General features: G+C 72.0%; 12 protein-coding genes. 4 read left to right on the top strand and 8 right to left on the bottom strand.

Annotated elements, in window-relative coordinates; all coding sequences use genetic code 11:
* Positions 1-69: 69 nt before the first annotated feature.
* The 5 genes from AB0O48_RS04420 to AB0O48_RS04440 all read right to left on the bottom strand — a co-directional run bounded on the left by AB0O48_RS04420 (position 70) and on the right by AB0O48_RS04440 (position 4,147).
* Positions 70-1,074, bottom strand: a complete 1,005-nt coding sequence (locus tag AB0O48_RS04420) for a glycosyltransferase family 4 protein (RefSeq protein ID WP_357572034.1) — start codon at positions 1,072-1,074, stop codon at positions 70-72.
* Entirely contained in the window at positions 1,071-1,244 is a 174-nt protein-coding gene (locus tag AB0O48_RS04425; protein ID WP_357240840.1) for a hypothetical protein, read from the bottom strand. Before AB0O48_RS04425 ends, AB0O48_RS04420 begins: the two co-directional genes overlap by 4 nt.
* A 304-nt stretch (positions 1,245-1,548) precedes the next feature.
* Positions 1,549-2,580 carry a zinc-binding dehydrogenase gene (locus AB0O48_RS04430; RefSeq protein ID WP_357240837.1) on the bottom strand — a complete coding sequence of 344 codons (1,032 nt, stop codon included), beginning with the start codon at positions 2,578-2,580 and terminating at the stop codon, positions 1,549-1,551.
* A gap of 89 nt (positions 2,581-2,669) precedes the next feature.
* Entirely contained in the window at positions 2,670-3,212 is a 543-nt protein-coding gene (locus AB0O48_RS04435; protein ID WP_357240834.1) for a TetR family transcriptional regulator, read from the bottom strand.
* A gap of 53 nt (positions 3,213-3,265) precedes the next feature.
* Complete coding sequence (locus AB0O48_RS04440) at positions 3,266-4,147, bottom strand: helix-turn-helix transcriptional regulator (RefSeq protein ID WP_357240831.1); 882 nt, start codon at positions 4,145-4,147, stop codon at positions 3,266-3,268.
* Positions 4,148-4,279: 132 nt separating this feature from the next.
* Between AB0O48_RS04440 and AB0O48_RS04445 the strand changes: the two genes are divergently transcribed.
* A complete protein-coding gene (locus AB0O48_RS04445; protein WP_365062903.1) occupies positions 4,280-5,146 on the top strand; it encodes an oxidoreductase in 867 nt (288 codons plus the stop codon).
* A 34-nt stretch (positions 5,147-5,180) separates the two neighbouring features.
* Here the strand turns inward: AB0O48_RS04445 and AB0O48_RS04450 are convergent, their stop codons facing one another.
* The gene (locus tag AB0O48_RS04450; RefSeq protein ID WP_365062906.1) at positions 5,181-6,086 is read right to left on the bottom strand and encodes a LysR substrate-binding domain-containing protein; all 906 of its coding nucleotides are present in this window, start codon (positions 6,084-6,086) and stop codon (positions 5,181-5,183) included.
* Positions 6,087-6,114: 28 nt separating this feature from the next.
* Between AB0O48_RS04450 and AB0O48_RS04455 the strand changes: the two genes are divergently transcribed.
* Positions 6,115-6,996: an NAD(P)-dependent oxidoreductase gene (locus AB0O48_RS04455; RefSeq protein ID WP_365062909.1), complete on the top strand. Its 882-nt coding sequence runs from the start codon at positions 6,115-6,117 to the stop codon at positions 6,994-6,996.
* Entirely contained in the window at positions 6,993-7,400 is a 408-nt protein-coding gene (locus AB0O48_RS04460; RefSeq protein WP_357240819.1) for a RidA family protein, read from the top strand. Before AB0O48_RS04455 ends, AB0O48_RS04460 begins: the two co-directional genes overlap by 4 nt.
* Positions 7,401-7,443: 43 nt before the next feature.
* Here AB0O48_RS04460 and AB0O48_RS04465 read toward each other — a convergent pair whose 3' ends face one another.
* Positions 7,444-8,988: an MFS transporter gene (locus AB0O48_RS04465; RefSeq protein WP_357240814.1), complete on the bottom strand. Its 1,545-nt coding sequence runs from the start codon at positions 8,986-8,988 to the stop codon at positions 7,444-7,446.
* A gap of 104 nt (positions 8,989-9,092) precedes the next feature.
* Between AB0O48_RS04465 and AB0O48_RS04470 the strand changes: the two genes are divergently transcribed.
* A complete protein-coding gene (locus AB0O48_RS04470) occupies positions 9,093-9,572 on the top strand; it encodes a helix-turn-helix domain-containing protein (RefSeq protein ID WP_357240811.1) in 480 nt (159 codons plus the stop codon).
* Positions 9,573-9,784: 212 nt separating this feature from the next.
* Here the strand turns inward: AB0O48_RS04470 and AB0O48_RS04475 are convergent, their stop codons facing one another.
* On the bottom strand, positions 9,785-12,028 hold the full coding sequence (locus AB0O48_RS04475; RefSeq protein WP_365062914.1) for a glycoside hydrolase family 27 protein: 2,244 nt from the start codon (positions 12,026-12,028) through the stop codon (positions 9,785-9,787).
* Positions 12,029-12,051: the final 23 nt, after the last annotated feature.

The raw sequence follows: 12,051 nt of genomic DNA on the forward strand, positions 1-12,051 counted from the left end.
GCCTCACGCGGGAACGGCGTACGCAGGTCAGCGTGTGTGACCGGCGGAACGGAGAGGTGTGTGGTCCAGTCAGGTACGAACGAGCTGGTCGTAGACGACGAGATAGTCGTCGACCATCCGCTCCGCGCTGAAGCGCCGCAGAGCCTGCGCCCGACACTCGACCCGATCGAGGTCGGCGGCCCGGGTGATCGCCTCGACGGCCTGGTCGACGGTGTGGACGAGGAGTCCGGTCACCCCATCGTCGACGACCTCGGACATGGACCCCCGCTGGTACGCGACGACAGGCGTGCCACAGACCATCGACTCCACCACCGACAGTCCGAATGGCTCGTCGAAGGCGATCGGGTGCAGCAGTGCGGTGCTGTCTCCCAGCACCTCGGCTCGCCGTTGCGGACCCACCGACCCGAGGAACACGACCTGGTCACCGTCGATGTGCGGGGCCACCTGTTCGGCGAAGTACCGCTCGTCCTGCACGATGCCGCAGATGGTCAGGGGTCGGCCGGCGCGGCGGGCGATCTCGATCGCGGTGTGGGTGCCCTTGTCCGGGTGGATCCGGCCGAAGGCGGCCAGCCCGGGGCCGGCCTTGTCGGTGAACGGCAGGCCGCCGACGTCGACGCCGTGGTACACCGTGGCGACGTAGTCGAGCTCCGGCGCCCGGTCGGCGTCGGAGATCGACACGTACGACGAGCGGGCTCGGCCGTAGGCGGGCAGGATTCCCGCGCCGGAGAAGCCGTGCACCGTGGTCAGCAGCGGAGCGTGGCAGTGCTCCGCGAACGCCAACGGAAGCCAGTCGAGGTGACTGTGCACCAGATCGAACTCGGCCGAGCGGGCCAGCGCGTGCGAGACGTGCATCGCCTCCCACACCCGGCCGTCCAGGTCCGGGTCGTCCGCGTACCCCCGGGGGCAGACTCCGTCGAGTTGGGCGGAGGTGACGGAGTCCAGTGTCGCGAAGAGGGTCACGTCGACGCCGCGGCTGACCAGCCCCTCCGCGAGCAGGCCGGTCACCTGCTCCCACGGGCCGTAGTGCTGTGGAGGCGTACGCCAGGCGACCGGTCCGAGCAGCGCAACCCTCAAGGGGAGGACGCGTCGGCGAGATCAGCTGGGTTGAGGTGCAGGGTGGCGAGCAGCCCGGAGTGCTTCGCCGGGTCGACCAGCTCCGGCAGCTCGCGCTCGACCCAGTCGGCCCGGGCCTGCTGACCCCGGTCGCGAAGTGCGGTGACGATCCGATCCCTGGCGATCCTCATCTGGTGCTCCCCTGTTAGGCGTTCGGAACGATCATTCGCACGGAGGACGATGGTCCGGACACCGCCGTCCCGGCGGTGCTGACCAGCGAACCGGACAGCCGGGACGGGGTCGGCGATCAACAACACGACCAGCCGTCGCGGCGATGGGGATGACGATCGGTTACGCCCTGTCTGGGCTGGTGGCGGACGGCGTCCGGCGGCCACCGGGATCCCGGGCGACATGTTCACCGTACGCCCTCGCGGTGCGCGACCGCACCTTCACCGACCGGCGGGCCGCCGGGACGCGCCACCGGCGCACCGGTGATCAGGGCTCCAACACCACCTTGCCCGCCCGGCTGCGCGCCTCGGCGAACACCAGCGCGGTGGAGACCTCGCTGAGCGGGTAACGGGCGGCGATCTGCGGCACGATCACCCCTTGTCGCAGGAGGTCGAGCACGGTGCCCAGGTCGGTGCGCAGGCGACGCCGGAACGCGGCCCGGCGGGTGAGGTTTCCGGCCCAGAAGTTGTAGAAGCCGGCCCGGTGGCCGTTGGGCAGCGTGTTCCAGGTGTAGAGGCGGGACAGCAGCTTCACGAAGACCCACGCGACCGACTGGCCGGAGTCCACGGCGCCGGCGTTGCCGTAGACGACGAGCGTGCCGCCGGGGGCGAGCAGGCCGTACGAGGTGCGCACTCCCGGGCCGCCCACCGGGTCGAAGACGGCGTCGACACCGTTCGGCGACAGCTCACGGACGCGGGCGGCCAGGTCCGGGTCACGGTAGTCGAGCGGTTCGACGCCGAGTTCGCGCAGAGCGGCGTGATGACGTGCGGCGGCGGTGCCGATGACCCGCAGGCCGAGGTGGCGTCCGAGTTGGACGAGCACTGTTCCGACGCCACCGTTCGCGCCGTGCACGAGGATGGTCTGCCCGGCCCGCAGGCCGGCACTTCGCAGCATCTGCCAGGCCGTCACACCGTTGACGACGACGGTCTCGGCGGCGGCGGGGTCCAGCTCGGCGGGTACGGGGGTCAGGGCGTCGATGTCGACAAGCGCGTGGGTGGCCCAGCCGCCGGTCTTGGTGACCGCCGCGACCCGGGTGCCGACAAGCGAGTCGTCCGCGCCGGGACCGACCGCCCGGACCGTGCCGACGAGGTCGTAGCCGGGCACGAACGGGAACTTCGGCTGGCCGGGGTAGCGGTCGTGGCGCATCTGCTGCTCGGCGAACGAGATGCCGGTGGCCTCGACCTGAACGAGCGCCTGGCCCCGGGCGGGGACGGGCATGGCACGTCGGTGCAGTTGGAGTCCGTCGGGCTCCACCACGCCGGGCAGCACCACTTCGGTGATCATCGCATTGCTGGTCATCGGATCCTCCTCGTTTGTAAGTGGGCACTCACACACTTGTCGGGGTGAAAAAGTGGGCCACTGTCGCGGCCCAGGGGTCGGTGGTCGGGTCAGGGGTGCCGGATGCCGGCGGTCAGGGCACGGGCCCACGGCTCCGGAACCTGCTCCAGGCCGACGGTGACGATCAGGTGGCAGAGCTGGCCGTACGCGAAGAACCGCTGCACCTGCGCGTCGTCGGCGCCGGCCCGGTCCTGCACGAGGGTCGCGATCCGCCGGTAGCCGGCCCGTACCGCGTCGGCGATCTCGGGGATGTCCGTGACGGCCTGCGCCTGCACCTGGAAGAGGAGCAGATCGCGGTCGGCGATCAGCTCCGCGTAGGCACCACCCATCGCGTCGAGGACCTCCTCCGGGCTGCCGCCGGCGGCACGCTCGCCCCCGGCCTCGATCGCCACGGCGATCCGCTCGAAACACGTCTCGGCGGCCGCCACGAACAACCCGAGCTTGCCGGCGAAGAGCCGGAAGACGTACGCCTCGGAGATGCCGGCGGCGGCGGCCACGGCGGTGACCGGGGTGGCGTGGAAGCCGGTGCGGGCGAACGCCGAGACCGCGCCGTTCAGCACGGTGACCCGACGGGCTTCGGCAGTGGATCGCATGTTTGTAAGTGTGCACTCACAAACAACGACTGTCAAACCCGCCGGGCACGGGCTCACTCCAGGGGGTAGAGCCGGGCCGGGTCACCGGGTCGGAGGCTGTCCGGGATGTCGTCGCGGGTACTGGCGGCGATCGAGCCGAGCAGCCCCAGGGAACGCGCGGACTCCGTACCCGGCTCGGCGTGGTAGATCACCAACAACTGCCCGTCGGCGCCCGCGACCGCGAGCTTGTCGCAGTACAGGTCGAGGTCACCCACCTCCGGATGATGCAGCCGGCTGACCACGCCCTCCCGCCGACGCACCTCGTGCCGCGCCCACAACTGGCGGAAGCAGTCGCTCTTGAGCGACAACTCCCCCACCAGCGCCGTCAACCGGGGATCGTCGGTGGCTCCGCCCGAGTCGGCACGCATCTGCCCCACCACGCTCTGCATCGCCTGCCGCCAGTCGCGGAACAGCTCCCGTTCGGCCGGGTCGAGGAACACCGCGCGGAGTCGGTTCGCGCCCGGGGCGAGATTCGGCGACAGCGCCCTCGCCATCGGGTTCGAGGCCAGGATGTCGAGGTAGCGGTTCTGCACGAAGGCCGGCATGTCGAGCTGCCGCAGCAGGTGCAGGATGCTGGCCGGCACCCGCTCGACGGCAGGTCGGACCGCCCGTCGCGACCGCGTGCGGCTCAGCCCGATCAGGTACGCGGTCGCCTCCGGATCCAACCGCAGCACCCCGGCGAGGGCATCGAGGACCTGCACCGAGGGATGCCGCTCGCGACCCTGCTCCAGCCGCAGGTAGTAGTCGGCGCTGATGCCGGCCAGCATCGCCACCTCCTCACGCCGCAGCCCCGGCACCCGGCGCAGGCCCACGCCCGGACCGAGCCCGACGTCCTCGGGCCGGGTCTGCTCCCGACGGGCACGCAGAAAGTCGCCGAGTGGGTTCGTCGCGTCCATGCCACCGACGGTAGATCGCCCGAGCGCCCGGTGACTGGCTGTGTCACTACCAGGAACAGCTCGCCCTGCCGGCCGGCCGGCTGTCGGCGCACAGTCGACGCATACCCACTCCGATTACGGATAGAGGACGACATGAGCGAGAACCTTCCCGGCGGGTCCCTGACCCTGGCTGACGGCCTCACCCTCAGCCGGATGGGCTACGGGGCGATGCAGTTGGCCGGCCCCGGTGTCTTCGGCCCGCCCCGCGACCGCGAGCAGGCACTCGCCGTGCTCCGCGAGGCCGTCGACAGCGGTGTCCGGCACATCGACACCAGCGACTTCTACGGCCCGGTGGTGGTGAACGAGCTGATCCGCGAGGCGCTGCACCCGTACCCCGATGATCTGCACCTGGTCACCAAGGTCGGCGCGCGACGCGGCGCCGACCGCTCCTGGATCCCGGCCCTCGAGCCGGACGAGCTGAAGGCCCAGGTCCGGGACAACCTCCAGCACCTCGGCCTGGACGTGCTCGACGTGGTCAACCTGCGGGTCGGTGTGGCGGAGGGCACCGGCGACGATCCCCTCTCCGAGCAGTTCGGCGCCCTCGCCGACCTGCGGCAGGAGGGGCTGATCCGGCATCTCGGGCTCAGCAACGTGACGCTCACCCAGCTCACCGAGGCCCAGGCCATCGCCCCGGTGGTCACCGTCCAGAACCTCTACAACGTCGCGAACCGGCAGGACGACGCCCTGGTGGACAGGTGCGCGGCGGAGAACATCGCGTTCGCCGCGTTCTTCCCGCTCGGCGGGTTCACGCCGTTGCAGTCGGACACGCTCAACGACGTGGCCACCCGGGTGGGGTCGTCGCCGCAGCAGGTCGCCCTCGCCTGGCTCCTCCAGCGCTCCCCCACCACCGTGCTGATCCCGGGCACCTCGACGCTGGCACACCTGCGGGAGAACCTCGCGGCGGCAGATCTGAAGCTGCCGGCCGACGCGATCGAGGAACTCGACGCCATCGCCGGGTGACGCCCGGATGCGGACCGCCGCACGGCGGTCCGCGTCACCCGTCCGCTTCGCTCAGGCCCGCCGCCCGGTCCAGGTGGGTGAGGAACCGCCGTACCGCCGGTGGTCGGCTCCGCCCGGCGACGGTCGCGGCGAAGATCCGCCGGACGGAGGCGTCGTCGGGGTGCAGGCGGAGCAGGGTCAGGTCGGATGGAGCGGCACGTACGGCCAGGGCCGGCACCAGCGCGACGCCCAGACCGGCCGCGACACAGCCCAGCTTGCCGGTCCACTCGGCCGCGACGATGTCGATCCGCGGGCGAAAGCCCGCCGGTTGGGTCGCTCGCAGCAGAGTCTCCTCGGCGGTCGCCGAGCCGGCGATGAACGACTCGTCGGCCAGGTCACGCAGGCGGATGGTCCGCCGGTCCGCGAGCCGATGCGTCCGGGGTACGGCCACCAGAAGCGTCTCGTCGACGAGGTGGTGCAGGTCGAACTGGTCGGCGTCGAGCGGCTGGTCCGCGGCGGCGCTCACCACGGCGACGTCGGCGTCGCCGTGGACCAGGCGCTCCAGCAGCCCCGGCGTGAGCCCTTCGACAAGCGACAGGGCAACCTCGGGATGCGCGGACTTGAAGCTGGCCAGAGCACGTGGCACAAGCGCGGCGACCGCCGTGGGGAACGCGCCGACCCGCAGCCGGCCGGCGGACAGGTCGCGCAGCGCCGCCAGGTCCCGCCGGGCGGTGTCCAGCCGGTCGAGCACCGCCTCGGCGTGCCCGAGCAGGCAACGGCCCTGCTCGGTCAGGGCGACGCCGCGCGGCAGCCGGTCCAGCAACGGCGACCCGGTCTCGGCTTCCAGCGCGGCGATCTGTCGGGACACCGCCGACTGGGTGTAGCGCAGGCTGCGGGCCGCAGCCGTGAGGGAGCCGTGCTCGGCGACGGCACGGAAGACCTGGAGCGCGTTCAGCTGCATCGTGACATGCTCCCGCAGCATGGCAGTGATGCGGAACAGTCGCTGGTGGCATGGCTTCCCGCACCCTAGCGTTGGCGAGATGAACGAGATCGCCCTCTTGGGTACGGGCACGATGGGCACCGCGATCGGCCGTCGGCTGCTGGCCACCGAGCATCGGCTCACCGTCTGGAATCGCACGTCCGCCCGCACCGCGCCGCTCGTCGACGCCGGGGCGCGAGCCGCCGGCAGCCCGGCCGAGGCGGTCCGCGACGCCGACGTGGTGATCACCATGCTCACCGATGCGGTCGCCGTCCGGCACACGCTTGTCGACTCCGGTGCGGCACTGGCGCTGCGGCCGGGCACCCCCGTGATCGAGATGTCCACCATCGGTCCCCGGGCCGTGGCCGAACTGGCCACGCTGCTGCCGGCGGGCGTACCGCTTGTCGACGCTCCGGTCGCCGGCAGCGCCGGAGCTGCCGAGACAGGCCGACTCGTGGTGTTGGTCGGCGGGGAGGAGGCGGTCGTCGAGCGGGTCGCCCCGCTGCTGGGGACGTTGGGCACCGTCCGTCGCTGCGGCGGCTCCGGCCGGGGCGCCGCGTTGAAGCTGGTGCTCAACACCGCGCTGGTCACCGCGGTCACCGCGGTCGCGGACGCGCTCACCGTCGCGGACGCCGTCGGCGTCGACAGACGTACCGCGATCGACGCACTTGGCACCGGGCCGCTCGGCGGCGCGGTCGCCCGGGCGACCGCCACGGACGCCGCGTTCGCCGCCGCCCTGGCCGCGAAGGACGCCCGGCTCGCCCTCGACGTGCTCGGCGACGCGCCGGCACCCCTGCTGCGCGCCGCCGCGTCGGCGTTGGCGGCCGCGCGCCATCCGCAGGACGACATCGCCCGTCTCACCGACCCCGCCGCAGCCGAGGAGAAGTCGTGAACGTGACCCTGGACAACCCCGCGACCGTCGCCGCGCCGTTCGGCGACCGGTTCGCGCACGTCGCCCGCCTCGACCTGCCCGGGGGCGCACTGCTGATGCTCTCCGGCCAGGTCGGGGTGGACGACACCGGCGCGGTCGTCGCACCCGGCGACGTGCGGACGCAGTCCGAACGGATCTTCGAGTTGATCGGCGCGCTACTCGCGGCGCACGGCGCCACCTTCTCCGACGTGCTGCACGTCCGGACGTTCCTGACCGACCTCGGCGACCTGGCCGGCTATGCGGACGTCCGCAACCGCTTCTTCGGGCAGACCAGGCCCGCCAGCACCACCGTCGAGGTGAGCCGGCTCTTTCTCGACGGCGCGGTGCTGGAGGTCGAGGTCACCGCGGCCGTGACCACTGGTTGACCGCCATCGGCTGATCGTCGTGGTGATCGGCGCAGCGCTGGCTTCAGTGCTGGTGCGGCCGGTTGCGGACGAGGGCGAGGGTGAGCACGGCGGTGACGAGGAAGACGATGCCGTTGATTCGTAGCCCGGCCTGGACGCCGGAGGTCATGGCTTCGGCGATCGCCGCCCGGACCGGGTCGGGCAGCGGCTGGTCGCCGGTGACACCGGTGGCCACCGCCGCCTGCACGGCGCCACGGGTGGGTTCACCGACCTGGTGCGCGGCCAACCGGCCGGGCAGGTCGGCCAGCATCGTGGTGGTCAAGAGCGTGCCCAGCAGGGACGTGCCGAGCACGGAGCCGACCTGTCGGGCAGCGTTCACCGCGCCGGAGGCCATCCCGGCCTGTGCGGGCGCGACGCTGGCCAGCGCGGCGGCGGTCGCCGGGGCCACCACCAGGCCGCCCGCGGCACCGAACAAGGCGAACAGCGGCCACCGGTGACCGAAGGACGCGGTGGGACCCTGGGCCGCCAGACCGAAGCTCGCCGCCGCACCGAAGACCAGGCCGAGGGTGAGTGGCGCCTTGAAGCCGGTACGACGGATCGCCCGCCCGGCGCCGAAGGCGACGACCACGTAGGCGCCGAAGAGCACGAGCATCCGCCAGCCGGTGTCCAGCGGGCTGAGGGCCTGGACACGTTCGTGGAAGAGGACCAGCAGGATCGCCACGCCGGTGAAGCCGAACAGCGACACCGCGGCGACGACCATGACGGCGCTGAACGACGCGGACCGGAACAGCCGCAGGTCGAGCATCGGCGCATCGGAACGCAGCTCGACCAGGACGAACACGACGAGTGCGGCAGCCGCGGCGATCCAGGCCACCGTCACCACCGGGCTGGTGTAGCCGTCCTTGCCGCCCTGGATCAGGGCGTAGACGGCCGCGGCGATGGCGACGGTGCCGAGCAGCAGGCCGGGTACGTCGAGTCGGCCCGCGCTCGGCCGGGACTCGGCCACTCCGATGGCGGCGACGAGGGTGACCACGCCCAGCACGATCGTCGACAGGTAGACGCTGTGCCACGCGTGGTGCTTCAGCAGCGTGCCGGCGATCAGTGGGCCGATCGCGAGCCCGATGCCGGAGGCCGCCGACCACGCGGTGATTACCTCGGTACGTCGGTGCGGGTCGGTGAACGTCGCGCCGAGGATCGCCAGGCTGTTCGGCAGGATCAGGGCTCCGCCGAGGCCGGCGACCAACTGCCCGACGATCACCCAGGCCACGGTCGGGGCACCGGCCACGACGGCGGCGCCAACGATCATCGCGAGGACCCCGGCACCGAACATGCGCTTGCGTCCGTAGCGGTTGCCGAGGGTGGCGGCGGACAGCACCACGCTCGCCACCATCAGCGTGTAGGCGCTCGGAACCCAGATCAGGGTGGTCGGGTCGACCCGCAGATCCTGCTGAATCGTGGTCAGCGCGGAGACCGTAGCGGTGATCTGGAGGAACGTGATCATCGCGCCCAGGCACATGGCGACCAGGGTCACCGGGCGGGAACCGCGAACGGACCTGGCGGTGGCCGGCCCGGGTGCGGCTGCGGTCGGGGCCGTGGTGTTGGTGGTCACTGGTGTCCTCGATGCTGGTCGGTCTGACTTATGTCCGCATAAGCCAGCGACGGCCAAGTGAACCACCTGGCTAGCTTTTACGCAAGTCAGGTACGCTGGACGGCATGGAGGACCTCCGAGAAGATCGCGACTCCTGGTCGAGCGAGAACTGCTCGGTAGCCCGGGCGATGGACATCGTCGGCAGCAGGTCGACGGTCCTGATCATGCGCGAGGCGCTACTCGGCACGCGCCGCTTCGACGACTTCGTCCGCCGGGTCGGCGTCGGCGAACCCGCCATGGCCGCCCGGCTCAAGGAAATGGTCGCCGCCGATCTGCTCGAACGCATCCCCTATCGGGAGCCGGGTCAGCGCACCCGCCACGAGTACCAGCTCACCCGCAAGGGCCACGAACTGCTGCCAGTGATCACCGCTCTGCGCAACTGGGGCGACACCTGGGCCGCCGACGACGCCGGCCCGTCCATCGTCGCCACCCACCACGACTGCGGCCAACCGGTCCGCGCGGTGCTCCGCTGCGCGGCCGGCCACGAGGTGGAGGACGGCGACATCGACATCGCCCCCGGCCCAGGCCTCATCCGCCACAACTAACCCCCCACCCCACCTCTCCCCGCCGCCCGCCCCGCCCCGCCGAGCCTGCCCCGCCCCGCCCCGCCCCCCTCTCCCCGTCGATCATGGAGTTGTGGTGGGGGACAAACGCCATTAAACCCCCTGAACCAGGCACCACAACTCCATGATCGACGTTGGCTCGGCGACAGCAACCGCACGATTGGCGTGACCTTGACCAGGCCGCAGCACCGTGATCAGAGGACGATCTGGTGCACCCGGTCGTCGACGCCGCGTACCGCCAGCCAGGCGCTGCCGTTGGCGCCGGCGGCGGCCCCCGGTGCGCCTCGGAAGGCGTCGGTGGCGAACTCACCACGTTGGAACCAGCCGCCCCAGGCACCATCGCTCAGGTTGCGCTGCCAGAGGCGGTTGTCGGCGGCCAACGAGAACAGGTAGACCCGGCCAGCCGTGGCGAGCAACGTGGGGCTGCCGCTGGTGGTGCCGCCCAGGCTGGTCCAGGCCGACCAGGTGGTGCCGGTCCGGCTGGTCCACCACACCTCGTCGGTGCGGCTGCGGACCGCCACGTGCAGCACGCCCGCGTCGTCGACGACCGCGCTCGGCCGACCGTAGAACGGCCGGTTCTCCGGCGCGCCGACGCCGACCCAGCCGGTGCTCGGCGTACGCGACCAGATCTTGCCGTCGGCTCCGCGCGCCACGAGGGTCCACTGGGTCGGGCTGGTCCAGGCCACCGTGGGCGCGTCGGTGAGCGTGCCACCGAGGCTGCGCCACGGTCCCCACGTCCCGGCGGTGAAAGTGCGCTGCCAGGCCGCGTTGTCGGTGCCCCGGACGAAGACGTCGAGCCGCCCGCCAGTGGAGGCGTACGCGGCCGGTTGGCCGAGGATCCGTCCGCCGACCGGGCCGCCGAGTGACGTCCAGTGCGTGCCCCACGTCGTACCGGTGCGGGTGTTGACCGCCAGTGCGCCGGAAGCGTCGCGGACGAAGGCGGTGGCGTGGGTGTCATCCACTCGGACCAGCGCGGGGCTGGCGCTGGCGGTCCCGCCGAGGTTGGCACCGGCGACCTGGTCGGTGCCGGTCAGACCGAGCATGGCCACCCCGTGCGCCGGCACCTCGACGGTGTACGAGCCGGTGAACGGCTGCACGCCCGGGGTGTTCGGCTGGGCGTCCACGTCGGCACGGGTCCACAGGTCACGGACGCGCACCGACCCGCCGAGCGCGACGTCGGCGAATTTCACGGTGATCTGCTGCGCGGTGTCGTGCCGGTTCAGCAGGGCGACGGCCCGCTTGCCGGAGCCGGTGAGCACCTTGCTCCAGACCTGCGCGTCGGTGCCGGTGTCGGCTACCTTGACGCCCTGCCGGACCAGCGGGTCCTGGTCGACCGCGACGATCTCCGGGTTGGTCAGCGCCGAGATCATCTCCTTCGGCAGGCCACGCGGGTCGGAGCCGATCACCAGCGGCGCGGCCATGATGGCCCACATGCCGAGCTGCGTCTTGGACTCCTCCAGGCTCAGCTCGTACCCGCCGTCGGGCAGCGGGCGCATCGGCAGCAGGTAGTCCGGGTCGTTGTAGTGCCCCGGTCCGGTGGCCGCCGGGTGGTACGCGTTGACGTCCATGTTGCGCAGCACCCACGGGTACGCCCACTGCGGGCTCGGGTCGGTGAGCCCCACGTCGGTGTACGTCCGCCAGGAGTCGGCGATGGTGGGCGCGTACGTGTAGCTCCAGGTGGAGAGCTGTTCCGGGGTGTACGGGCCGCCACCCCAGTCGGAGCTGACCGGGTTGCAGATGTTGAGCAACATCGGCCGCGGCGACTGGCGTACCGCCTCGGCCAGCTCACGGAAGGTGGCCTCCGGGTCGAGACCGGCGGCCCGGCCGCAGAGCCAGTCGGCCTTGAGCGCGTCGAAGCCCCAGCCCGCGAACTGGGCGATGTCGGCCTGGTAGTGGCCGTTGCTGCCCAGCCCACACTGCCCGGGCAGGTACGGCCCGGCGTCGGTGTAGATGCCGGCCTTCATGCCCAAGCTGTGGATGTACGCGGCAAGCGCGGCCATCCCGCCCGGGAAGCGGGCCGGGTCGGCGACGAGTTGGCCGGCCTCGTTACGCGGGGTGGGCGCGGCCCAGTTGCCGTCGATCCAGACGTAGGTGTAGCCGGCGTCGCGCAGGCCACTGCGGACCATGTGGTCGGTGACCGACCTGACTTCGGCCTCGGTGGGATCGCCACCGAGGCCGAAGTAGGTGTTCCAGCCCTGGTAGGGCGTCGGGGCGAGCCCACTGTCGAAGAAGGTGGGCGCGCCCTGGTCCTCGGCCCCGGCGCTGGCCGGCGGGTGGCCGGGACGACCGGGACCGTGACCAGCCTGCGGAGGGCCGGCCTGCGAGGGGCCAGCCTGTGGGGGGCCGGCCTGTGGGGGGCCGGCCATGGCCGGTGTGGGGCTGGCCAGGCCCAGGCCGAGTACGGCCAGGGCGGCGGTCAGCTGTCGGTTCAGGCGCATGGAGGTACTCCTGTCCCTCGGGG

The sequence above is a fragment of the Micromonospora sp. NPDC085948 genome, assembly GCF_040686315.1.
Taxonomy (GTDB): domain Bacteria; phylum Actinomycetota; class Actinomycetes; order Mycobacteriales; family Micromonosporaceae; genus Micromonospora.

What these genes read in the sequence shown, in the direction of transcription:
- AB0O48_RS04430 (WP_357240837.1), bottom strand. Translation starts at nt 2,580, where the DNA reads ATGACCAGCAATGCGATGATCACCGAAGTGGTGCTGCCCGGCGTGGTG.
- AB0O48_RS04425 (WP_357240840.1), bottom strand. Translation starts at nt 1,244, where the DNA reads ATGAGGATCGCCAGGGATCGGATCGTCACCGCACTTCGCGACCGGGGT.
- AB0O48_RS04440 (WP_357240831.1), bottom strand. Translation starts at nt 4,147, where the DNA reads ATGGACGCGACGAACCCACTCGGCGACTTTCTGCGTGCCCGTCGGGAG.
- AB0O48_RS04435 (WP_357240834.1), bottom strand. Translation starts at nt 3,212, where the DNA reads ATGCGATCCACTGCCGAAGCCCGTCGGGTCACCGTGCTGAACGGCGCG.
- AB0O48_RS04445 (WP_365062903.1), top strand. Translation starts at nt 4,280, where the DNA reads ATGAGCGAGAACCTTCCCGGCGGGTCCCTGACCCTGGCTGACGGCCTC.
- AB0O48_RS04475 (WP_365062914.1), bottom strand. Translation starts at nt 12,028, where the DNA reads ATGCGCCTGAACCGACAGCTGACCGCCGCCCTGGCCGTACTCGGCCTG.
- AB0O48_RS04470 (WP_357240811.1), top strand. Translation starts at nt 9,093, where the DNA reads ATGGAGGACCTCCGAGAAGATCGCGACTCCTGGTCGAGCGAGAACTGC.
- AB0O48_RS04455 (WP_365062909.1), top strand. Translation starts at nt 6,115, where the DNA reads ATGCGGAACAGTCGCTGGTGGCATGGCTTCCCGCACCCTAGCGTTGGC.
- AB0O48_RS04450 (WP_365062906.1), bottom strand. Translation starts at nt 6,086, where the DNA reads ATGCAGCTGAACGCGCTCCAGGTCTTCCGTGCCGTCGCCGAGCACGGC.